Source organism: Novosphingobium aerophilum (assembly GCF_014230305.1).
GTDB classification, from domain to species: domain Bacteria; phylum Pseudomonadota; class Alphaproteobacteria; order Sphingomonadales; family Sphingomonadaceae; genus Novosphingobium; species Novosphingobium aerophilum.
Genome location: NZ_JACLAU010000026.1, coordinates 1 through 23,382, shown reverse-complemented (window position 1 = coordinate 23,382; position 23,382 = coordinate 1). Strand labels below are relative to the sequence as shown.

Annotated in this window: 20 protein-coding genes and 1 pseudogene; 6 read left to right on the top strand and 15 right to left on the bottom strand. The window is 59.7% G+C overall.

Features of this window, described 5'->3' with window-relative positions; all coding sequences use genetic code 11:
• Nucleotides 1-61 precede the first annotated feature (61 nt).
• Nucleotides 62-1,726 (top strand): APC family permease, encoded by a 1,665-nt coding sequence (locus tag H7F49_RS13840; protein WP_185684170.1) that lies wholly within the window; start codon nt 62-64, stop codon nt 1,724-1,726.
• Between the two features lie 55 nt (nt 1,727-1,781).
• Here H7F49_RS13840 and H7F49_RS13835 read toward each other — a convergent pair whose 3' ends face one another.
• From H7F49_RS13835 to H7F49_RS13815, 5 genes are all read right to left on the bottom strand, one after another.
• Nucleotides 1,782-2,876 (bottom strand): hybrid-cluster NAD(P)-dependent oxidoreductase, encoded by a 1,095-nt coding sequence (locus H7F49_RS13835; protein WP_328806760.1) that lies wholly within the window; start codon nt 2,874-2,876, stop codon nt 1,782-1,784.
• Nucleotides 2,876-4,105 (bottom strand): aromatic ring-hydroxylating oxygenase subunit alpha, encoded by a 1,230-nt coding sequence (locus H7F49_RS13830; protein WP_235982168.1) that lies wholly within the window; start codon nt 4,103-4,105, stop codon nt 2,876-2,878. Before H7F49_RS13830 ends, H7F49_RS13835 begins: the two co-directional genes overlap by 1 nt.
• Nucleotides 4,106-4,411: 306 nt before the next feature.
• Nucleotides 4,412-6,973, bottom strand: coding sequence for a GcvT family protein (locus H7F49_RS13825; protein ID WP_185684168.1), 2,562 nt, complete (start codon nt 6,971-6,973; stop codon nt 4,412-4,414).
• Between the two features lie 126 nt (nt 6,974-7,099).
• Nucleotides 7,100-8,029, bottom strand: a complete 930-nt coding sequence (locus H7F49_RS13820) for an electron transfer flavoprotein subunit alpha/FixB family protein (RefSeq protein WP_185684167.1) — start codon at nt 8,027-8,029, stop codon at nt 7,100-7,102.
• A 19-nt stretch (nt 8,030-8,048) separates the two neighbouring features.
• Nucleotides 8,049-8,798 (bottom strand): electron transfer flavoprotein subunit beta/FixA family protein, encoded by a 750-nt coding sequence (locus H7F49_RS13815; protein ID WP_185684166.1) that lies wholly within the window; start codon nt 8,796-8,798, stop codon nt 8,049-8,051.
• A 196-nt stretch (nt 8,799-8,994) separates the two neighbouring features.
• On the opposite strand from H7F49_RS13815, the gene H7F49_RS13810 reads away from it, so the two are divergent.
• Nucleotides 8,995-10,083, top strand: a complete 1,089-nt coding sequence (locus H7F49_RS13810) for a GlxA family transcriptional regulator (RefSeq protein WP_185684165.1) — start codon at nt 8,995-8,997, stop codon at nt 10,081-10,083.
• A 72-nt stretch (nt 10,084-10,155) separates the two neighbouring features.
• Here the strand turns inward: H7F49_RS13810 and fdhA are convergent, their stop codons facing one another.
• The 8 genes from fdhA to H7F49_RS13770 form a co-directional block, all read right to left on the bottom strand.
• Nucleotides 10,156-11,343, bottom strand: coding sequence for a formaldehyde dehydrogenase, glutathione-independent (fdhA, locus tag H7F49_RS13805; RefSeq protein ID WP_185684164.1), 1,188 nt, complete (start codon nt 11,341-11,343; stop codon nt 10,156-10,158).
• Between the two features lie 161 nt (nt 11,344-11,504).
• The gene (locus H7F49_RS13800; protein ID WP_185684163.1) at nt 11,505-12,890 is read right to left on the bottom strand and encodes an L-serine ammonia-lyase; all 1,386 of its coding nucleotides are present in this window, start codon (nt 12,888-12,890) and stop codon (nt 11,505-11,507) included.
• 56 nt (nt 12,891-12,946) lie between these two features.
• A complete protein-coding gene (glyA, locus tag H7F49_RS13795; RefSeq protein WP_214647827.1) occupies nt 12,947-14,215 on the bottom strand; it encodes a serine hydroxymethyltransferase in 1,269 nt (422 codons plus the stop codon).
• A gap of 26 nt (nt 14,216-14,241) precedes the next feature.
• Nucleotides 14,242-14,802, bottom strand: coding sequence for a sarcosine oxidase subunit gamma family protein (locus H7F49_RS13790; protein WP_185684162.1), 561 nt, complete (start codon nt 14,800-14,802; stop codon nt 14,242-14,244).
• Between the two features lie 11 nt (nt 14,803-14,813).
• Nucleotides 14,814-17,807, bottom strand: a complete 2,994-nt coding sequence (locus H7F49_RS13785; protein ID WP_185684161.1) for a sarcosine oxidase subunit alpha — start codon at nt 17,805-17,807, stop codon at nt 14,814-14,816.
• Nucleotides 17,804-18,103, bottom strand: a complete 300-nt coding sequence (locus tag H7F49_RS13780) for a sarcosine oxidase subunit delta (RefSeq protein WP_185684160.1) — start codon at nt 18,101-18,103, stop codon at nt 17,804-17,806. Before H7F49_RS13780 ends, H7F49_RS13785 begins: the two co-directional genes overlap by 4 nt.
• Before the next feature lie 12 nt (nt 18,104-18,115).
• Entirely contained in the window at nt 18,116-19,369 is a 1,254-nt protein-coding gene (locus tag H7F49_RS13775; RefSeq protein ID WP_185684159.1) for a sarcosine oxidase subunit beta family protein, read from the bottom strand.
• A 346-nt stretch (nt 19,370-19,715) separates the two neighbouring features.
• Nucleotides 19,716-20,201, bottom strand: a complete 486-nt coding sequence (locus tag H7F49_RS13770) for a prolyl-tRNA synthetase associated domain-containing protein (RefSeq protein WP_185684158.1) — start codon at nt 20,199-20,201, stop codon at nt 19,716-19,718.
• A gap of 357 nt (nt 20,202-20,558) precedes the next feature.
• On the opposite strand from H7F49_RS13770, the gene H7F49_RS13765 reads away from it, so the two are divergent.
• Complete coding sequence (locus H7F49_RS13765; protein WP_185684157.1) at nt 20,559-21,005, top strand: helix-turn-helix domain-containing protein; 447 nt, start codon at nt 20,559-20,561, stop codon at nt 21,003-21,005.
• Nucleotides 21,006-21,053: 48 nt separating this feature from the next.
• Here H7F49_RS13765 and H7F49_RS19975 read toward each other — a convergent pair.
• Nucleotides 21,054-21,188 (bottom strand): annotated as a pseudogene (locus H7F49_RS19975) (cytochrome P450); the annotation flags it as partial.
• Nucleotides 21,189-21,317: 129 nt separating this feature from the next.
• Nucleotides 21,318-21,695 carry an AMP-binding enzyme gene (locus H7F49_RS13760; RefSeq protein WP_214647826.1) on the bottom strand — a complete coding sequence of 126 codons (378 nt, stop codon included), beginning with the start codon at nt 21,693-21,695 and terminating at the stop codon, nt 21,318-21,320.
• Between the two features lie 25 nt (nt 21,696-21,720).
• On the opposite strand from H7F49_RS13760, the gene H7F49_RS13755 reads away from it, so the two are divergent.
• The 3 genes from H7F49_RS13755 to H7F49_RS13745 all read left to right on the top strand — a co-directional run.
• Nucleotides 21,721-22,221 (top strand): TonB-dependent receptor domain-containing protein, encoded by a 501-nt coding sequence (locus H7F49_RS13755; protein WP_185684156.1) that lies wholly within the window; start codon nt 21,721-21,723, stop codon nt 22,219-22,221.
• 118 nt (nt 22,222-22,339) lie between these two features.
• Nucleotides 22,340-22,984 (top strand): thiolase family protein, encoded by a 645-nt coding sequence (locus H7F49_RS13750; protein WP_235982167.1) that lies wholly within the window; start codon nt 22,340-22,342, stop codon nt 22,982-22,984.
• Nucleotides 22,985-23,046: 62 nt separating this feature from the next.
• Nucleotides 23,047-23,382 (top strand): transposase (locus H7F49_RS13745; protein ID WP_407940313.1); only part of this gene is annotated, 336 nt, incomplete at its 3' end.

Here is a 23,382-nt window from a genome sequence, read left to right as displayed (position 1 = left end):
GGCGCGCTTGAAACATTGGCTCGGCACGAGACTTAATTCAGTCAAAGACACCAAGGCTCCGATGGCAAAAGAAATTGAGTCCTCATTCGAGACCAGCCGGTTATTTCCTGTGAGCACGCCACTGCTGGGCGATCAGGAGGTCGCGACAAGTGCTGGCCTACATCGCCAGCTTGATTGGAAAGGTGCATTTTGGGCCGCAAGCGGCGTGCCCGCCGGTGTCTTGCTGACAATTGGTGGCATTGCCGCCACGATTGGACAGCCCTCTTGGGTTTGCTGGATCGTGTCGATTTCGATCGGCCTGATCCAGGCGTTCGTCTATGCCGAAATTGCTGGATTATATCCGAACAAGTCAGGCGGAGCATCGGTCTATGGGGCCGCAGCCTGGCTGCCCTACAGCAATTTACTCGCCCCTATATCGGTGTGGTGCAACTGGCTGGCCTGGTCGCCCGTGCTCGCGCTTGGGACGAGCGTTGGGGCCGGTTACGTCATGGCGAGCCTTTTTGCCCCCGATGCGGCGGTGAACGGGTGGCAGATCCACCTTCTGGATCTTGGTATGGTGCGGTCGGGGTTGAGCCTGAGGGTGAACTTCGTCTCCCTCATCGCCTCGGCATTTCTGCTCGTGACGTTCTTTCTGCAGCATAATGGTGCTGCGCGGGCCGCATCGACGCAGAAGATCCTGGCGCTCCTGTCGCTGTCCCCGCTGCTTCTTGTCGGTTTGGTGCCGCTCGTCACCGGAGACCTGCCGTCAAAAAATCTCTTCCCTCTGCTGCCGATGATCCGCGATGCGGCAGGTGCCATCAGCTTCGGCAGCTGGGACCAGACGGGGCTGACGCTGCTGATGGGGGCGATGTTCGCGGCGGCCTGGTCAACCTACGGATTCGAGACGGCCGTCTGCTATACCCGCGAATTCAAGAACCCGGCACGCGATACGCCGAAGGCCATCTTCGCCTCCGGAGCGCTTTGCCTCGTGATCTTCACTCTCGTCCCGCTTGCCTTTCAAAGTTCGCTGGGACTTGAGGCAATGCTGGATCCTCATATCAATGATGGATCGGGCGTGGCCCTGGCCATGGCGAAGATCGTGGGTGGCGGGCAGATCGTCGCGAATGCGATGGTCGCAGCGCTCATCCTGTCGCTCCTGCTCATTGTCATGACCTCGATGATGGGGTCGTCGCGCACCTTGTACCAGGCCTCCATAGACGGTTGGCTCCCCAAATATCTTTCGAGAGTGAATGACCGTGGCGCGCCCACGGCAGCAATGTGGACGGATCTGATCTTCAACCTCCTGTTGTTGCTCTTCTCCGATTATTTTGCCGTGCTCATGATTTCCAACGTCTGTTATTTGATCTTCAACTTTCTAAACCTGCAGGCCGGGTGGATTCATCGCATCGATCGGAAGAACTGGAAGCGGCCTTATCGCTGCCCCACGCCGCTCCTGGCTGCCGCCTCCGGACTTGGCTTTGTGAACCTCGCTTTCATGGGGGCGGGTGCGGATGTTTGGGGGGAGGGCACGTTGCGCAATGGGCTGATTGCCAGCCTGCTCATCGTTCCGCTGTATCTTTATCGGCACCACATCCAGGATGGCGGCGTGTTTCCGGCCGATGCCGATGCGCTCGACCGCGCGCACGGGACGGCCAAACGTGCCGGCTTCCTGCCTTATCTGGCGATCATCGCAGCGGCGGGCGTGATTTTCGTCAGCCATCATTTCTCTGCCCCACCCGGAGGCTGAGAAGGCATGGGCACGCATGCCGTGACATGCGTGCCCATGCTGAAACCGGTGGCTGTCAGGCCTCTATCGAGATCGGGTTCGTCGGCCGGGAGCAGCATGCGAGGATGTAGCCGTCCTCCACATCCTCCTCGAAAATGCCGCCAGAATGGGTCATGGCCACCGATCCCGACAGCAGGCGCACTTTGCACGTGCCGCAAATCCCCGCTTCGCATGCGGCCGGGATCCGAACGCCCAAAGCGCGCGCGGTTTGTAGAACGGTGTGGCCGAGCTGGCTGTGACCCTCCACGCGCGAAAGCGTGAAGGAGATCGCCAGGGGCTCAGTCTGTGGGGCGGCCGCATCGTCTTGCTGGTGCTCGGGCGGGGCACTGGCGACCTCTACCCCGAAGCTTTCCTGGTGATAATGGCCCATGTCGAACCCGGCGCCTTGAAGCAGGTCACGCACCAGGCGCATGAATGGCTCGGGCCCACAGCAAAAGACTTCGCGCTCACTTAGGTCAGGGACAAGCACATGCAGGCGATCGGCATCGATGCGCCCCTTATGACCCGCCCAGGCCGCTTGCGCAGAACGGGCTTCAACCAGAAAATCGAGCGTCAACGCCGGCATTTGCTGATAGGCCAACTCCAATTCACGGCGGAAGAGGATGTCTTCCGGCAGGCGCGCGCAACTGACGAACGCGACATCCGTGTCCGGCGCACAGTCAGCGAACCACCGCAGCATGGACATCATCGGCGTCACGCCCGAGCCTGCCGACAGGAAAAGATATTTCGCTGCGCCATGGCCGAAATGGGTGAAGTGGCCGGAAGGCCCATGCGCGCGAAGCTGGTCGCCCAGACGAAGATGATCGAACATCCAGCGCGTGCCGACGCTGCCGGGCTGCGCCTTGACCGTCACCGAAATTGCGAAGGGGCGGGACGGCGAGGAGGAGAGGGTATAGGTTCGCAGGACGGGACCGTTCTCGACCGGAAGTTCAAGGGTGATGAACTGCCCTGGCTTGTAGCGAAACCATGTACCCGGTGCGGCCCGGAACGTGAATGTCTTTACGTTCGCCGCCTCTTCAACAACAGCGATGAGCTGGAGCATCTGCCGGCGTGCGTCCCACGCCATGTCGCTCAACAGGGCGTGAGGCATCTCCTGTCCGGCGAACGTCACTACGCAATTTTCCTCAGTCGGTTCGGCTCCGCATCCAGCAAGCGAGGTTCGATGTAATTGGTGTACCAATTGACGAACTGAAGCACGCCGCCTTCCTGCAATTCGGAATAAGGACCAGGCTCATAAGCAGGCGAGCGAATGCCAAAGGCGTTTTCCTCGACGATCCGACGGTCCTGATCATTTGTTTGATTCCAGACATGGGTCAGCTCATCGCGCTGATAATCGACGCCTTCGACAGCATCCTTGTGAACGAGCCATTTCGTCGTGACGGCCGTTTCGTTCGGCCCGATCGGGGTGACGCGGAATGTGACCGCATGATCGATCAGCACATGATTCCATGTCGACGGATAATGGAACATCATCAACGCGCCAATGCGCTCGGCCCTGAAGGCATCCGACAGATTGCGTTGCACGGCGCTTCGGCCGGTCATCGTATAGCTGTCCGCATCGCGCAACAGCGGCGCCCGGATGGCGCGGAACTGGCCGCTATCATGCATGTTAAAGCGGGACGGCAAACCAGCCGCTTCGCAACGTTGCCAATGCGCGGCCATATCCGGATCTTCGCCGCCGCCGCTTACGCCCGTGACGTTCGGCGATTCCGAATATGTCTTGCACAGCTCCGGATGGCTGCCAGCGCAATGATAGCATTCGCGATTATTCTCCCAGACGAGCTTCCAATTGCCCTTCTCGATGATCGTCGATTCATGGGCGACTTTCGCGTCCACAAGATTATGGGGTGTGAAATACGGCGCCATAAGCGCGCGGAACGGTGCGAAATCGACCGGCTCGACGGCAAGGTTGATGAAGATATATCCGCCCGCAGTCTCGCAGGCGACCGGCTTGAGCGCATGCTCGTTCGGGTCAAAATCGGCGCCCATCTGGCGTGCGAACGCCAGTTTCCCGTCGAGATTATAGGTCCACTGATGGTAAGGACATACCAGCTTGGGCGTCGTGCCTTTTTCCTGCGCGCAGATGCGGCTCCCGCGATGTCGGCAGCTATTGTGGAACGCGCGGATTTCGCCTTCCTTGTCGCGCAGCACGACGACCGGATATGAACCGATCTGCAAGGTGAAATAACTTCCCGTCTTAGGAAGTTCGCAATTATGTCCGGCGAACAGCCAATCCCTGTACCAGATCAACTCCATGTCCAGATTGAAGAAGTCGAGATCAGTATAGAATGGCTGTGGCAGGGCGTGGCCGGATTTTCGTGTCCGGATCAGATTCAGCATCTCGTTACGGACGTTCATGTCTGACCTTTCTACAACTATGCGAATTTAGCTGTCAGAGTGACGTGGCGAGCAAGAGATGGCCTAGCCGAAACCTCGCCTGCCAAACTGCCTGCAGGGTGATTTTTTCAGCCAAACCGCTATCGCTGGCTCATCCACCGACATAGGATGAAGGCGACAATTTTCGGTGCTTTGGCGACATCGAAAATGGCAGCCATCTTAGCCCGGTGCGTGTTTTAGCCCATGGTAAAGCACGCTGTTCACGCAAGTCACCTGCCGCGGTGGCGCCGGTTTGACGCTGGCGACGCTTCAGCTCCTGGGTTTCGTATTCTGCGGATCGTAGATAGGCTGATAGCCTATCGAGACGACTTCAGCCGAATAGACCTCCCCAAAATATTCGACGGCCAGTTTACGACCGTCCTGGCAGTAGGACCAAGGGAGATAGGCAAGCGCGATATTCTTGCCGATGGTCGGACCATAAGCGATCGAACTCGTATAAGAGCGGCGCCCGAGCTCATCGACCAGGGTCTCGCCCGTCTCGGGGTCCAGGACCGGGAGAATGCCGACGGGGAAACGCGCAACACCCTTGCTGTCGACCGGGTCCGTCAGCACGAGCGTGCAAAGCTTAGCAGGCTGGTTGGCGCGCGCCCTATGCTCCAAATGCTTGGCTTTGCCGCGGAAATCCGCCTCCTTGCATTTGGGGCGGGCCAGATCCGCTTCCAGCAGATTATAGTGGGTCAGCAGGTCTGCATTTTGCAGGCGCAGGCTTTTCTCCATGCGTCGCGAATTGGCATAAGTCTCCACGCCGACGGCGATGACGCCCGTCGAGCGCAGCGCGTCCCAGACCGCAAGGCCATCCTCATAGGCCATATGCAGTTCCCAACCCTGTTCACCGACATAGGAGATGCGGAATGCCGTCACATCTTTGCCGGCGATGCGGATTGGCCTGATGGCGGCGAAGGGGAAATTCTCTGCAAGCAGCGCGTCCGGCTCATCGACGACTTTCTGCAGGTTTACGCGGGCATTTGGACCCCAGATGCCGATGGTGATGAACGTCTCCGTCACATCGGTGATGGTGACGTCGAGGCCGCGATCCTGCGCGACGCGGCGCATATAGTGGAGGTCGCGCGGCCCCGCATCGGCGCCGTTGATGAGCCGACCCCGGTCGGTCATGCGGATGACGGTGAAATCGGCGCGGACATTGCCTTCATCATCGAGGAAGTGTGTGTAGATGCCCTTGCCGATATTGGCGTCGCCACCAATCTTGGCCGCGCACAGCCATTCGAGCAGCGCGACATGGTCTGGCCCCTCGATATCGGTGATGTGGAAGTGCGAGAGGTTGATGATCCCGCAATTCTCGCTCAGTTCCAGATGCTCGGCATTGGAAACCCGCCAGAAATGGCGATTGTCCCACTCATTGGCGCGCACGGGCACGCGGTCGCCATATTTCTCCAGCAGATGCTCGTTGGCGGCATAGCCATGGGCGCGTTCCCAACCGCCCAGCTCCATGAAATAGCCCCCCAGCTCCATCTCTCGCTCATGGAAGGGTGAACGGCGGATGCCGCGGCCGCCTGCAAAGGGCTCGCGCGGATGGACCGGCGGATTGTAGATTTTTGCTGCGGTCTCCAGACAGCGCGCCCGGATGAACTCCTCCTCCAGCTGATAGGCATTGAAGCGGGAATAATCGATGCTCGCATGGTCGATGGCGGTGCGGCCGTCGGTCATCCAGTCAGCGACCAGCTTGCCCATGCCAGGACCGTCCTTCACCCAGATGCCGACTGCGTACCACAGGCCGCGCACCTTCTGGCTTTCCCCGATGGATGGGCCGCCGTCGGTCGTCGTCTGTAGGAGGCCATTGAAGCTGTGGCCCTCATTATACCCCAATTCGCCGAGGATCGGCGTGAGCTCAATGGCGCGCTCCAACGGCTCGAGAATCTCTTCCATCTCCAGATCGCGCTGAGAAGGGGAGAGGCGAGCAAACTCCTTCTCCACGAGTTCGCGCGGGTGGACCAGGCGCGGCGCCTTCTCCTCATAATAGCCCCATTCGATCTGGCCGCCCTCGGCCGTCTTCGGATCGCCCGTGTCGCGCATATAGGCGGAATTGCCCTGATCGCGCATGAGCGGCCAGCCGATTTCCTTGCCTGTGTCCGCGAACTCCTTGTACGGACCGAAGAAGGTCAGCGGATGATCGACCGGATAGACCGGCAGGTCCTCGCCAGCCATCTCCGCGATAAGGCGGCCCCACAGGCCGGTGCAGACGACGACATGGTCGGCCATGATCGTGCCGCGCGTGGTCTTCACACCACGGATGCGCCCCTCTTCCACGATCAGCGACAGGGCAGAGGTGTTGGCGAAGACATTGAGCTTGCCGGCGTCTACCGCCTGATCGACCAGCTTGCCCGCAACCGTCTGCGACCGGGGGATGACGAGACCGGCATCGGGATCCCACAGGCCACCCTGCACCAGGCTTTCCTCGATGAGCGGGAATTTCTCCTTGATCTCGGCAGGTGAGATCAGCCGTGCGCGCGTGCCAAAGGCCTTGCCCGAGGCAACCTTGCGCCTGATCTCGTCCATGCGCTGATCGTCTCCGACACGCGCAACCTCAATCCCGCCGATCCGCGAATAATGGCCCATCTTCTCGAAGAAATCGACCGAATATCGGGTCGTCCAGGTCGTCAGATAATCGTGACTGGTCGAATAGCAAAAATCAGAAGCGTGTGCGGTCGAGCCGATGTCCGTGGGAATGCCAGACTTGTCGATCCCGACAATATCGTCCCATCCGCGCTCGACGAGATGGTGGACGATGGAGGCTCCCACGATTCCGCCGACACCGACGATGAGGACATTTGCCCGGTCAGGAAGCGAGGCCATGGTTCATTCTCCGTGAAAGATAAGTCTGGTTTCGACAAGGTCCGGCCTATCCCTCGCAGGGACGATCGCCGCGCGCTCAGTCAAAGATGAGCAATTGGAAGACGCCGAGATGCAAAGAGCAGTCGCTCAAAGTTTGCTTTCAAGTTCCGGCAGCATATCGAAAATGTCCCCAACCACGCCATAGTCGGCAACTTGGAAAATCGGGGCGTCAGCATCTTTATTTATCGCGACAATGACCTTTGAATCCTTCATGCCGGCCAGATGTTGGATGGCACCAGATATTCCACAGGCGAGGTAGAGATCAGGCGCAACAATCTTACCGGTCTGGCCGACCTGCCAATCATTTGGTGCATAGCCGGCGTCGACGGCCGCGCGTGACGCGCCAACTGCTGCTCCAAGTTTGTCTGCAACGGGAAGGATGAGCCGGCGAAAATTCTCTTCCGACCCCAAAGCCCGACCACCCGATATCACCAGTCGCGCGGAGCTGAGCTCCGGCCGGTCGGACGAGGCAAATCTATTTTCGACGAAAGTGGAGAGAGGCGGCGTATCGCTTATGGCGATCGACTCCACCGGCGCATGACCATCCTGCGCGGTGGGTGTGAAATTTGCGGTGCGAACGGTGACGATGATTTTAGCATCCGTTACTTGCACCGTCTGAATGGCGTTACCGGCATAGATGGGGCGCTTGAAGGTGTCAGGCGCGACAACCTCGACGATCTCGGAAACCTGCATCACGTCCAGGAAGGCGGCGACGCGCGGAAAGATGTTTTTTCCCGATGTTGTGGCGGGTGCGACCAATGTGGCATAGTGCGGGGCGAGCGAGACGAGCAGGGCTGCCGAGGCCTCTGCCAGACGATGCTCGAGCGCGTCGCCCTCCGCGAGCAGAACCTTGCGCACGCCGGTCAGATGAGACGCGGCCTGGGCAGCGCCCTGGGCATTCTTGCCCACGATCAGAACATCTATCTCGCCACCAATCTGGAGCGCGGCGGTCATCGCTCGGGCCGTCTGGTCGAACAAGACATCATTGTCATGGTCGGCGAAGAGGAGGATTGCCATTTGAGTAACTCCAACCAGATCAGAGGACGCCAGCTTCGACCTTCAGCTTGTCGATCAGCTCGCTCATGCCGGACAATGTGATTCCGCTTTTGCGGCCGCTCGGCTCTTCCGTCGCGATGACGCGAAGTCTCGGCGCTATGTCGATGCCAAGATCGGCAGAGTTCATCTCTTCCAGAGGCTTCTTCTTCGCCTTCATGATGTTGGGGAGCGAGGCGTAGCGAGGTTCATTGAGCCGCAGGTCAACCGTCATGATCGACGGAAGCGTCACCTCGATCACCTGCAGGCCGCCATCGACTTCGCGCGTGGCGCGCGCGCGATCACCGTCCAGCACGATGTGCGACACGAACGTCGCCTGCGACCATCCGAGCAGCGCTGAGGTCATCTGTCCGGTCTGGTTGCAATCGTCGTCGATCGCCTGCTTGCCGAACAGCATGAGGTCCGGCGTTTCGGACCGTGCGATAGCAGCAAGAAGCTTCGCGACCGACAGCGGTTCGGGGATGGTGTCGGCCTTGATGAGGATCGCGCGGTCGGCACCCATTGCGAGGGCAGTGCGCAGCACGTCTTGCGCTGCCAATCCGCCAACGGTCACGGCGACAACCTCGTCAGCCTTCCCGGCTTCCTTCAAGCGTATCGCTTCCTCCAACGCGATCTCGTCGAAGGGGTTCATGGACATTTTCGCATTGGAATTGTCCACGCCCGAGCCGTCGCTCTTGACCCGGATTTTGACGTTGTGATCGACTACGCGCTTGATCGCGACCAAGATTTTCATTCTCAACATCCTCGAGCAGCGAGAGGAATTGGGAATGGTGGTTCCGTGCCGGCAGTTCGCGGCGCAGTTGCAGCCCAATCCCTCAATATGAGAAGTTTTGCGACGTGAAGTTGCTCACGGAAAGGACGTTTGCGCCATCCCCGCTATAATAGTACGACATGGCGGGGGATGAGATCGCTTTTAGGAGGGGTGGGCGATGGAGCAGACAAGACGAGTCGGCGATGCCCAGGCCTATGCCAAATCGGGCGCGTCTGGTCGGCACAGAGTCGGTGGGGCAAGGCTCTCCGTCGGGGTCATCCTTACGAAGCGTTTCACATTATGCGCGTTCGCCAACTTCATCGACGTGCTTCGGCTCGCAGCGGACGAGGGGGATCGCAGTCGGCACATCCTATGCGATTGGAAAATCCTGTCCGATACGATGACGTCCATTCCATCCAGTGCGGGCATCACGGTGCAGCCAGATGAACGGCTCGGCGATCCAACCAAGTTTGATTATATCGTCGTCGTGGGCGGATTGGTCGGGGAAATAGACGGCTTTGGGTCCGACTATATTGCTTATCTCCGCAAGGCTGCTGCAGCCGATGTACCCTTGGTCGGCATTTGCACCGGCGCCTTCATATTGCACCGTGCCGGCGTCCTAGATGGCTACAAATGCTGCGTAAGCTGGTTTCACCATCGTGATTTTCTCGAGCAATTCGACGGCCTTGACCCGGTTGCGGACCAGATATTCATTGTCGATCGGGATCGGTTGACCTGTTCGGGAGGGGCCAGTTCAGCCCATCTGGCGGCCTATCTGGTGGAAAAGCATATCGGCCGTGCGCAGGCGAGCAAAAGCCTCCACATCATGATCATCGATGATGCTTTGAAGGGAGAGGAACCACAGCCCGGCATACCATTGGGCATTAGTACTCAGGATCCCCTGGTTCGCCGGGCGCTGCTCATCACCCAGCAGAATATCGACTCGCCGTTGTCGGTGGCCGAGATCGCGCGAAGGATGGGGATTAGCAAGCGGCAGCTTGAACGGCGCTTCCAAGCGGCGCTCAACATTTCGCCCCAAGTCGCATTCATCGAGGTTCGGCTGTCCGTGGCGCGGCATTTCCTCGAAACAACAGACAAGTCGATCACGATGATCGCCATCGAATGCGGCTTTTGCGACTCTTCGCATATGAGCCGGATGTTCCGCCGACGATTTGGACAATCGCCCTTCGAGAGCCGGGCGGCCGCATCCAGACCGGCGTCGAAGGTGCCATCGCCTGACTTACTGCCGCGACCCGTAATGGCGTGAAAGCCTCACGCGCATTCGCCTGGGAGCGCGGTTGAGATCCCGCGGGTCGGGATGCGACCCGCGGGATATGTTTTATGCAGCCTGAAGCAATCCATGCGGATCGAGGACAAACTTGGTTGCCGCACCTTGATCGAAGGTTTCATAGCCCTGTGGCGCATCCTCGAGCGAGATGATGCGGGCGTTGACAATGTCCGCTATGGGGAGCCTGTCATGCAGGATCGCCTGCATGAGCTGGCGATTATATTTCAGTACCGGGGTCTGCCCGGTGTGGAAAGACTGCGCTTTCGCCCAGCCCAGTCCGAACCGGAGCGACAGGCTGCCGACTTTCGCGCCCTTGTCCACGGCGCCGGGATCTTCCGTGACATAAAGTCCCGGAATGCCGATCGACCCCGCCGCGCGCGTGATCTCCATCATCTGGTTGAGAACAATGGCTGGCTGCTCGCCGCCGGCATGTCCGCGCGCCTCGAACCCCACCGCGTCAATCGCACTGTCCACTTCGTTCGTGCCAATGATCTGTGCGACGAGATCGCCAAGACGATCGCTCTTGGACAGGTCAACGGGCTCAAAGCCTACCTTCGCGGCGTGTGCCAGACGATCCTTGTTGAAGTCTCCGATCATGACGACAGCCGCACCCAGAATGCGGGCCGACGCAGCGGCCGCGAGCCCGACGGGACCGGCGCCGGCGACATACACGGTCGAACCCACGCCGACACCGGCCTTGATTGCGCCATGAAAGCCGGTCGGCAGAATGTCGGACAGCATCGTCAGGTCGCGGATCTTGGCCATCGCACGGTCCCGATCTGGTATCTTCAATAGGTTGAAGTCAGCATAGGGAACGGTGACGTAGCGTGCCTGGCCGCCGATCCAGCCGCCCATATCGACGTATCCATAGGCGCCGCCCGCGCGCTCCGGATTGACTGTGAGGCAGACGCCCGTGTCCTGTGATTTGCAGGTGCGGCAACGACCGCAGGCGACATTGAACGGAACGGACACGATGTCGCCAATGTCCAGCATTTCGACATCGCTGCCCTTTTCGACGACTTCGCCCGTGATTTCATGGCCGAGCACCAAGCCCGATGGCGCAGTCGTGCGGCCTCGCACCATGTGCTGGTCCGATCCGCAAATGTTGGTCGATAACACTTTGAGGATGACGCCATGGCCGATCTGGCGGCCATTGGGCGCCTCGAGCTTCGCATCGTCAATGTCCTGAACATCGACCTTGCCGGGCTCGATGTAGACGACTCCTCTGTTCTTCGTCATGCCTGCAATCCTCTCTTGGTTGTTTTCAGTCTTTCCAGTGCTTGGCGCGCGTCGTCATCCTGCGACGGTCTTGGCTTCGTGCTGATGGAACCATAGCAGGGGCGGTCCAAGCCATCACGAGTGCGACATGGGGCACCATGAATGCGGCGGCAGTTCGCGGTTCAGCACTCGGGGAGATTGACCGCGAGTCCGCCAAGGCTCGTCTCCTTGAACTTGGCGCTCATTTCTTCCCCGGTCTGCCGCATCGCTTCGATGCAATTGTCGAGCGGCATGAAATGTGATCCATCGCCGCGCAGCGCCAAGGAGGCGGCGGCAACAGCCTTGGTCGCGCCAATGCCATTGCGTTCGATGCATGGAACCTGGACGAGTCCGGCGACCGGATCGCATGTCATGCCCAGATGATGTTCCAGAGCGATTTCAGCAGCATTTTCGACCTGACCGGGCGTGCCGCCCAGCACGGCGCATAGCCCGGCTGCTGCCATAGCGGCGGCCGATCCGACTTCGCCCTGACATCCTGCTTCGGCACCGGATATCGACGCATTATGCTTGATGAGTCCGCCGATCGCGGCCGCGGTCAACAAAAAGTCGTTGATCCTTTCCGGATCAGCGCCCGTGCAATGGTCAAGATAGTAACGCAGGACCGCTGGCACGACCCCGGCCGCGCCATTGGTTGGAGAAGTTACGACCTTGCCGCCCGCTGCATTCTCTTCGTTGACGGCCATCGCGTAGACGCTCAGCCAATCCGACACGGTATGAGGCTGACTGAGATTTGACCGCTTTTCCGCCACAAGCTGAGCGTGAATATGTCTTGCCCGACGCTTGACATGCAGGCCGCCAGGAAGCTCGCCTTCCTGCGCCAGTCCGCGTTCGATACAGTCGTTCATAGCGCGCCAGATCCGCGAAAGATCTGACTGCACCTGGCCGGCGTCCTGCGAAACGGCTTCATTCTGGAGTTTCATGGCGGCGATGCTGAGGCCGCTGGCTTCGGCCATCCGCAGCATGGATGCGGCGTTATCGAAGGGAAAGGGCCAGGTCGCCACCTCTTCGGCAACCTTCGTTTGTGGCGCCGTCCTCTCCGCAGCGGTCACAATGAAGCCACCACCGATCGAATAGTAGGTCTCGGAGACAATCGGCTTATCTGTTTTGTCGAGCGCGTTGAAGATCAGGCCATTTGCATGGCCGGACAAGGCAGGGCCATAATCGAATACAATATCTTCATTTGGGTCGAAGAAGAGCGGGGGAAGACCGTCTAAACGCAGCATCTTCTCCTGCGATAAGAGGGCAAGCTGTCGCTCCGCTTCGTCCAGGTCGATATCGGCCGGGCGCCAGCCAAGCAGGCCAAGGGCGATGGATCGGTCGGTTGCATGACCCCGGCCCGTGAAGGCAAGCGACCCATGAAGGATACAGCGCACCCGAACCGCATCCTGTGCGGCCGGCGACTGCCTCAGCAGGTCAAGGAACCAGCCAGCGGCCGTCATCGGCCCCATCGTATGGGAGGACGATGGCCCGATGCCGATCTTGAAGATGTCGAACACACTAAGGAACATCGGCTCGTCCTGTTGTGGTCGCGCGGGCGCGATCGACCAAGGCCGTCATTTTCGGATCAGCTATAGATTGGGAAATGGCGGCATAGCTCCTGTACTTCAGTCATCACCGCAGCCTCGACGACGTTGTCGCCTTCCGGCCCTTTCTGCGCCAAAGCATCGATCACGCGCGAAATAAGCTCTCCGATCTTGCGAAATTCCATCTCGCCGAAACCGCGTGAGGTGCCTGCGGACGTGCCGAGGCGTATGCCGGACGTGACTGCGGGCTTCTCCGGATCAAAAGGAATAGCATTCTTGTTGCAGGTCAGGCCAGCGCGTTCGAGCGCATGTTCGGCATCGCGCCCCTTCACCCCTTTTGGACGAAGATCGACGAGCACGATATGACTGTCGGTGCCGCCTGAGACGATGGCAAGGCCTCCAGCGATCAATGTGTCGCTCAGCATGTGGGCGTTGGCCAGCACCGCCTTCGCATATGTCTTGAAATCAGGTTTGAGAGCCTCGCCAAACGCAACGGCTTTGGCAGCGATGACGTGCATCAAGGGGCCGCCCTGATTGCCGGGGAATACGGCTGAGTTGATCTTTTTCGCCAAGGCTTCGTCATTCGTCAGGATGATCCCGCCGCGCGGCCCGCGCAGTGTTTTGTGCGTGGTCGAGGTGACGATGTGCGCATGAGGCAGTGGATCGGGATAAATGCCCGCAGCCACGAGGCCAGCCACATGTGCCATATCGACCAGCAAATAAGCGCCGATCTCGTCGGCAATATCTCGAAAAGCCGCAAAATCGATTTCGCGTGGATAGGCAGACCCGCCAGCGATGATCAGCTTGGGCTTCGTTTCAAGCGCCTTGAGGCGCAGTTGCTGATAATCGATGCGGTGATCGGTCTCGCCCACATCATAGCTGACAACATCGAACCATTTTCCCGACATCGTGACGGGCGACCCATGGGTGAGGTGCCCGCCATGCGCAAGCGACAAGCCCATGATGCGATCACCGGGCTGCAGCAGCGCAAAGAAGACGGCCTGATTGGCCTGCGCGCCCGAATGGGGCTGGACGTTCGCATAGGAGGCCCCGAACAGCGCCTTCACCCGGTCGATGGCCAGCGTTTCGATTTCGTCCGCGAAGGCGCATCCGCCATAATAGCGCTTGCCGGGATAACCCTCGGCATATTTGTTGGTCAGCACCGATCCCTGAGCGAGCAGCACGTCTTCGGAGACGATATTTTCGGACGCAATCAGTTCAATTTGATTCTGTTGACGGCTCAGTTCGCGCCCGATCGCGTCCGCGACTGCGCGATCCTTCATCGCAGCATAAGACTCGCCCTGCCACATGATAACCGGTCTCCTTCAAGGTGATGTCAGATGTTGAATTCTGGTTCGCGGCGCACCGCCGCCAGAAAATTCCAGATATGTTCGGAGAAGGAGTGCCAGACCTCGATCCGGAACCGATTGGCAGTCTCTCGCATCAGGATGATCTGCGCCTTGTCCAACAGCGTTCGGCAACCGGTGCCGACAGGCATCGCCGCCAAATCAAAAGCAATGCCGGATTGCAGGACGAGCGCAGAAAGGGGGCCGTCGATCACGATGCCGGTTTCACGGTGACTCACATCGACCAGGCTGTGCGGCGCTTGCCCATAAATCTCCGCAAAGGCGGACACGATTGCGGCGCCATCGGCTTTGGCGGCAAGAACGAACCATTCATCGGGGCCGAGGCAAAGTGCGAGGCGGCCGGTCGAAGACGCGATGCCGCCAATCTCGACAGGGAGATCGAGCCCGAGAGCGGCGCTCGCGGCCGCCGACTGGGAGGGGGCGATCCGAAGACTGAATCGGGCACAATCGTCCAGCCCGTCGATCGTCACAGGGTGTTCGCCGGTCAAAATGATCTTGTCGCCGCTGAGCGGGTATCGGGCTTGCGTCATCGTCCCGGCTCCTATGCGTTAATGCGCGAATTTTGCGGATCGAAGAAAACCGTCTGGCTGATCACGGCCGCATGGGTGCGATCTGGCATCGGAATGTGAACGACCTCGCCAATGCGCCGACTGCCTGCTTCGATCACGGCCAAGGCAATTGATCGCCCAAGGCTCTCGCTCCAATAGGAAGAGGTGACATGGCCAACCATTCTCATGGGGATTGGCTGATCCGGATCGAAAACGATCTGGGCTCCCTCCTCCAGAATGACCGTGGGATCGCTCGTGAGAAGCCCGACCAGCTGCTTTCGATCATCCTTCAGCATGTCCGGTCGCGCGAGGGAGCGCTTACCCACGAAATCGGGTTTCGTCTTGCCGATCGTCCAACCCAAACCGGCATCGTTAGGCGTCAGCGTCCCGTCCGTATCCTGGCCGATGATGATATAGCCCTTCTCGGCACGCAGGACGTGCATGGTTTCCGTGCCGTAAGCTACGATCCCGTACTCCTGGCCGCTCTCGTAAAGCGTCTCCCAGACGGCGCGCCCGTAACGCGCAGGAACATTGACTTCATAGCCGCGCTCGCCGGTGAAGCTGACGCGGAACAGGCGGGTCGGGATGCCGCAGATGCTGCCTTCGGCAACGGCCATGTGCGGGAGTTGTTCGTCCGACAGGTCAATGCCTTCCACCAAAGGCTCGAGCAGTTTGCGGCTGTTGGGACCATTGAGTGCGATGACCGCCCATTGTTCCGTCGTCGATGTGAGCCAGACTTTCAGATCGGGCCACTCCGTCTGAAGATAATCCTCCATCATGTTGAGGACGCGCGCCGCGCCTCCGGTCGTGGTGGTGACATGGAAGCGATCCTGCGCCAGGCGGCCTATGACGCCATCGTCACGGATGAACCCGTCCTCACCCAGCAGGAGGCCATATTTGCAGCGGCCTGGCGCCAGCTTGGTCCAGGGATTTGTATAGAGGCGGTTCATGAATTCGGCCGCGTCCGGGCCGACCACCTCGATCTTGCCGAGCGTCGACGCGTCGAACATGCCGATGGAGCTGCGCACTGCTGCGCACTCGCGGGCGACGGCCGCATGCATGGTCTCGCCGGCCTTGGGGAAATACCAAGCGCGCCGCCACAACGAGACGGGCTCAAAGATCGCGCCTTCGCTCTCTGCCCATTGATCGATCGGCGTCTTGCGGGTCACCTCGAACAGGCCGTTGCGCGCATAGCCCGCAAAGGCACCGAATGTCGTGGGCGTATAAGGCGGCCTGAACGTCGTGAGACCCACTTCCGGCATCGGCCGCCCGACAGCATCTGCGGCGATCGCCAGACCATTCATGTTCGAGGTCTTGCCCTGGTCCGTCGCCATGCCGTTGGTCGTATAGCGCTTTACATGCTCGATGGAGCGGAACCCCTCCCGAACGGCAAGGCGAATGTCCTTCGCGGTCACATCATTCTGGAAGTCGACGAAGGCCTTGGCCTTGCCTGGGTTGCGATCGGTCGGCAATTCATTGAAATAGCGACCGGAAAGCGCAAATTCACCATTGACCTGATAGGTCGCTGGCGCGCTGTCATAGCCAAGCTCCCGCGCGGCTGCGGCGCCCGCCTGATCGCCTTCCGCAAGGGCCGCTGCCAGCCCGAAGCTGCCGTTTCCGGCCCCGACGGTGCGGCTTGCTTCGACATGGTCGCCGGGGAGAAAGCGCTGCTCGCTCTCATCCCAGCGCAATTTTCCCATGGAGTGCGAGAAAAGATGAAGGCTCGGGGTCCAGCCCCCGCACATCAGGAGCACGTCGCACGACAGGATGTGGGCATCTCCGCCCAGATCGACAGGGCAGACCCGCACCGACTTTATCCGCAAGCGGCCGCGGGTTCCCGTCACCGTCCAGCCCACCAGTATCTGGATGCCCAAAACGCGGGCGCGCTCCTGCAGGTCCACCGAAGGGTCTGAGCGCAGATCGACGATGGCTTCCACCTTGACGCCGGCTTTCGCCATGTCGAACGCAGCAAGCCAGGCGCTGTCATGGGACGTGACGACGACAGCACGCTCGCCAACCGTGACGCCATAGCGATTGAGATATGTCCGGGCCGCGCCTGCCAGCATGACACCGGGGCGATCATTCCCATCGAACACCAGTGGCCGCTCGATCGATCCCTGGGCGAGCACCACTTGCCCGGCCCGAACTTTCCACAGCCGTTCGCGCGGCGTTCCGACCGAACTATGCTCCAGATGGTCGGTAATACGCTCGCACAATCCAACAAAATTCTCGTGATAATAGCCAATTGCCGTCGTGCGAGACAGCAAGGTTACGTTCGGCAGATCGGCAAGGGCGGCAAGGGCCTCGTCAAGCCATTGCTGGCCGGTCAGGCCGGCAATGGTCGCGTCGGTTTCGGACAGTAGCGAGCCGCCTAGGTCCGCATGTTCGTCGACCAAGATCACTTTAGCGCCGGCCCGGCCTGCCGCCAATGCAGCGGCGATGCCGGCGGGACCGCCGCCGACCACCAATATGTCGCAGTGGGCGAAGCGGCTGGCATAACTGTCCGGATCCGGCTCGAACGGCGCGGTGCCAAGTCCTGCTGCGCGTCGGATGAACGGTTCATAGACCTTGGTCCAGAACGCTTTCGGCCACATGAACGTCTTGTAGTAGAAGCCCGCGGAGAACAGCATGTAAAGGGCGTCATTGATTGCGCCGACATCCCATTTCAGCGAGGGCCAGTGGTTCTGGCTCCTGGTCGCCAGGCCAGGATAGATCTCCAGCATCGTGGCGCGGGTGTTGGGCTCAAATCGCCCTTGGCCGTGCGTCACACCGACGAGCGCATTTGGCTCTTCCGAGCCGGCGCCCAAAATGCCGCGTGGTCGGTGATATTTGAATGAGCGCCCGACGAGATGAACGCCGTTGGCCATCAGCGCGGATGCCAGCGTGTCTCCTCGATAACCCTGATACTCGACACCATTGAAGGTGAAGTGCACGGGGCGGCTGGCGTCGATCCGGCCACGTCCGACGATGCGATGAGCCTTCGTCACATGCTTTCCTTGATATCTTCGATGCGCGGGCGAGGCAGCCCCGCTTTATATGTGGTCACAAACTTGTCGCTGACCGTATCGCGCAGCGCGTTGAAGAAGCGCGCGCAGCCATGGATATGACGCCACCGCTCGAAGTGGAGACCGCGCGCGTTGTTCCGCACATAGAGATGGTCCCGCCACTGATCGTCATCGGTCTGAGATGGATCGACCGGGCGGACGATATGCGCTTCTCCGGCATAGACAAACTCGACTTCAGGGCGTTCGGCGTTGCAATAGGGGCAACGAATGAGAAGCATGGCGTCAGTCCTTCAGTGCGCGACGGCTGCAGCGGCAGCTTCATCGATCAACCGGCCAGTTTTAAAGCGGTCCAACGTGAAGGGCGCGTTGATCGGGTGCGGCTCGCCCCGAGCAATGGTGTGCGCAAAGACATGTGCCGAACCCGGCGTCGCCTTGAAGCCACCGGTCCCCCAGCCGCAGTTGACGTAAAGGCCAGGCACGGGGGTCTTGCCGATGATCGGGGACCGATCAGGCGTGACATCCACGATGCCGCCCCATTTTCGCAGCATGCGCATCCGCGTGAAAATCGGGAAAATCTCGCAGATCGCGGCGACAGTATGCTCGATGAGCGGCAACCCGCCGCGCTGACTGTAGGACACATATTGATCCGTGCCCGAGCCGATGACGAGCTCGCCCTTGTCCGACTGGGAAATATAGGCGTGGACCGTGTTGGACATGACCACGCATGGGAAGACGGGCTTGACCGGCTCAGACACCAGGGCCTGCAGCGGATAGCTTTCAAGCGGCAGGCGGACACCCGCCGTGTCCATCACGACGGACGTATTGCCGGCAGCGGCGACCGCGACCTTCTTGGCCTTGATAAAGCCGCGCGCCGTATCGACGCCGATCACTTTCCCGCTGGCATCACGTCGGATCGCCGTGACGGGGCAGTTCTGAATGATGTCGACCCCACGCGCCGCAGCGCCTCGCGCATAGCCCCATGCGACCGCGTCATGGCGGGCGACGCCTCCGCGCCGCTGAAGTGCAGCGCCCATGACAGGATAGCGCGCGTCAGCCGCAATGCTGAGCGGTGGGCAGAAGGCCTGCGCCTGCTCCGGCGTAAGCCACTCATTGTCGATCCCGTTCAGGCGATTGGAATGGATGTGGCGCTTGAAAATCTGAACGTCGTGCACCGAGTGCGCAAGCATCATGACGCCGCGCTGCGAAAACATGACGTTATAATTGAGCTCCTGTGACAAGCCTTCCCACAGTTTCAGCGCATGCTCGTAGAGTGCTGCGCTCTCGTCATAGAGGTAATTCGATCGAATGATGGTGGTATTTCGCCCGGTATTGCCGCCTCCAAGCCAACCTTTGTCGATCACCGCTACGTTCGTGATGCCATGTTCTTTCGCCAAATAATAACCGGCGCCCAACCCATGGCCTCCGGCGCCGACGATCACGACATCATATTCTGCTTTCGGCGCTGCATCTGGCCACTGCTGTTCCCAGTTTTTGTGCCCCGTCAACGCATTCGCAATCAAAGACGGGAAGGAAAAACGGGTCATGGCAGGCCTTACGATGGTTCGAACCTCATCATTGACGAGACCGGCAAGGCGGAACAGGATATTTGCGCCATCAGGGGTGCAGCGAAACGACATATTCTCGTTCGTGCCGGATCGGATAGGCAGCGACGCGCCGTGCGCGGCTGAAAAGGGTGGCGGGATGGCTTGCCCGGCCCTCGCGTCAGATGTCCCCTTGCATGAAACATGGTCTTCGACGGCAAGCGTCTATGACGCCATCTCCGTCGCCAATCTTCCCCGGCCGGAGCAATCTTCACCGAGGCTCTCTCTGGATCAGGTCGTTGCTTCACCGCCCGTCCGGCATCCATTCAACCCTCGAGCGGCCTCTCGATCATGGCAGCTCGACAACCGCCGTGGAGACGCCTCGTCCCGATAGCCAGGACATCAAGGCCTCAAAGGGGAGGGCGATCGTCGCCGTATTGCGAAGCGGGTGGATCGCGATCCGCTCAGCCTCGCGAAAACTGGCGTCAAAGACGAGCGTAACATGGCCAGGTTCGGCGTTCGCCGCCGCTAATGGGGTCACCGATCCTGGCGTCACCTTGAGCAGGCGCTCCATATCGTCCGGTTTGGCAAAAGAGAACTTGCCTGCTCCGAGCAGAGCGGCAAACGCCTTTAAATCGGCGCGCTTGTCACTGGGCAGCGTAACGAGCCAGAATTGCCCGCTCTTGTCCTTGAGGAAGAGGTTTTTCGTATGCGCTGCGGGAAGCTGCTCGTGAATGGAGGCGCTTTCCTCCACAGTGTGGACAGCAGGATGCTCCAGGCACTCGAAGGCGATCCCTGCCTGCGTGAAATCCTGATAAATGTCGTCTTCGGTCATTCTCGCTCCGCCATTTGCCGAAAGAGACCGGCATCGAAACTGCTCCCGACACTCAAACGTTACAAAAAATGACGCACTTTCAGTAGCTTTGCGATATTTTCGAGTAGTTTCAGTGGATAGCCTCGCACCCGGATGATCATTCGGAATTTCGCGAAATTGTCCGCCTACCCAAAAGCGTTTCGCGAACTAAAAAACGTGCAATCATAACGGAATGGCTCAAATCCGCCATTTTTGAGGCCTAAAAAGCTCTCCACTGAATTGCGTTCAGTACGGTTTTTGAGCCGCCTGTCATTGCCGCCGGCCGACGGCCCAAGTGTGCGCCATTGACGCACTTTGGCACCGAACTTAGCCAGCCCCATGACAAAGAGAAAAAGCGCCCTCGATGGGCTGAAAGTAACCGTGACTTATGTCGGATCTGGCAACAGCGAAGGCAGACAGCCTCGAGTGAAAGTCCCGCCTGTGAATGTCGCCGCTCTCCGTTCGAAAACCGGATTGTCCCAGTTCGAGTTCGCCCAGAGCATTGGAGTGCCAAAAGGCACTTTGCTCAATTGGGAGCAGGGCCGCCGTGAACCGTCGGGACCGGCGCAAGTCCTCTTGGCGATCCTCGCGAAGAAGCCGTCGCTGGTGAAGGATCTCTTTGCCAACCGTCATGTCTATCAGCCGCAACCGGATCGAGCCTGGCTGCCTGGCGGGCCGCATCCTGATGATATGACGCCAGAAGCGAGATGGGCAGAGATACTTCAAATTCTAAATACTGCGCGAACCCGCTTGCAGGCGAAAATAGGTGGGCGAGGCTTTAGCTGACAACGACGGGCGCGGAATTTACAATTGCGAGAAACGGGTACGGTTCACGACCGGTCCAGCCAAGCTTACCCGCATGTTCCGCTTGATCATCTCTTCTAGCAAGATCTGGATCTGCAATTCGGCGAGACGCGCGCCCACGCAGCGGTGAATACTATATCCGAACGACAAATGGCGCCGAGCGTTTTACCCCATCTTCGCGGCAGGTATATCCCCCCACCGGGTCGTGAAGCTGGGCTACAGGTTCTCCTGTCGCATTCGCTATACCCCGCCTTTGCGGGCCGAGGCTTTTGATACCAGACGCCCAGTATAGCTTTAGGGTTGAGTGAACTCGGCACGCAAATCGGCCTTTAAGACTTTGTTGGCACCGCTAAGCGGCAAAGGTGTTGCTCGAATGTCGACGCTGCGCGGACACTTGTAGTGCGCGATCAGGTCGCGGCAGTGGGCGATCAGCTCTGCTTCACTGGCGCTGGCGTTTTCGCGCAGGTTTACGATTGCATGGACCGTTTCACCCCAGAGGGGGTCGGGCTTGCCGACAACCGCGCACAGGGAAACAGCGGGATGCGAGGCAAGCGCATTCTCAACTTCTTGAGACCACACGTTCTCCCCGCCGGTGATAATCATGTCTTTGAGGCGATCGACGACGAAAAGGTACCCATCATCATCCAGGTAGCCCACATCGCCAGTATGCATCCAGCCACCTCGCAGAGCCTCCGCGGTGAGTTCGGGCCTGTTCCAGTATGCGTCTTATACTTCGGGCTTCAAATCAGGCGCATTTCAGTTCATCGCTGTTTCGCCTGTGGTTGCCCAGCAAGTTGCCAATCCGGAATCGGTCGATTCGTATGAAGCTGGCCTGCGCACGACTTTGCTTGATCGACACCTGCGCTTGAATGCCGCGGTCTTCAGCATGAACTATCGTGATCTGCAGCAGTTGCGTGTGATCCAGTTCGCTCCCGGCGTTACTGCAGTTCTGACTGCAAATGCTGCGAACAGCCGGATCAAAGGCTTCGAAATGGAAGGGCGGGCCGTCTTCAACAGCAACTGGTCGCTCGATTTCAGCTATGGTTATCTTGACGCGAAGTTCAAAAACTATGTGTTCAACCCAACGCTCGATTTCAGCGGCAACCGCATGCAACGCGCTCCAAAAAGCACCTTGTCGCTTGGACTCAATTTCGAAACTAAGACGGGCTTGGGCGAGCTCTCGACGCGGCTAGGCTAGCATATTCGATTCAGGCTGGGATGTAGCGGTAGCCGAAAAGAGCCGGGACACCCTTTTAGCACTCGGAGGGATGGACGAGACAACGTTGCCTCCTCCGGCTGACCGGCGCAGCGTCTTCATGGACATCTACGCTGCTTTCGCGCGTCAGCACATGCGGCTATATGGCTCGACTGCTCAGCACTTTGCTGCTGTCGCGGCCAAGAACCATGCCCATTCGGTTCATAATGAACGCGCTCAGTATCGCCGCGCCTATTCGATCGAGGAAGTGTTGGCCGACCGCCCAATCGCCTGGCCACTAACCTTGCCAATGTGCGCCCCGGTCAGTGACGGGGCGGCGGCGGCAGTACTTTGCACTGAGGCCGGTCTACGCCGGCTGGGCGTTCAGTCCCGTGCCGTAGAACTGCGCGCCTGTACCCTTGGAAGCTCGGTACACCGGCATCCCGACGATCTTGAGCAGCACATCGGTCGGGTTACCGCCCTGAAAGCATTCGAGGCTGCTTCGATCGGTCCTTGCGATATAGATCTGGCCGAAGTTCACGATGCAACCGCTGTCGGCGAAGTCATCCAGGTCGAGAACCTTGGCCTGGCACCTCGCGGTGAGGGTGGACTAGCAGCCATACAAGGTCACACCGCGTTGGGAGGCCGAACGCCGGTCAACCCTAGTGGGGGTCTTGAAAGCAAGGGCCATCCGATCGGCGCGACTGGACTGGCCCAGACTTTCGTGTCCCCCGTCAGCACCAATGGCACAGATTTGAGGTTGTGAATTAAGGAGGGTTGGGGCTTCGTCGCAGTGACGAAGGAACGAAGATGAAGCCCCAACCCTCCATGAAAAAATCGCCCGCCAAGGCCCCTGCTGAGCGGGTGGTGAAGGACATCCGGCGGCAGACGCGGCGGCACTTCTCAGCTGAGGACAAGATCCGCATTGTGCTGGATGGCCTGCGCGGCGAGGACAGCATCGCCGAGCTGTGCCGCAAGGAAGGCATTGCGCAGAGCCTGTATTACGTGTGGTCGAAGGAGTTCATGGAGGCCGGCAAGCGCCGCCTGGCCGGCGACACCGCCCGTGCCGCAACGACCGGCGAAGTGCAGGATCTGCGCCGTGAGGCCCGTGCCCTGAAGGAATGCGTGGCCGACCTGACGCTCGAGAACCGTCTGCTGAAAAAA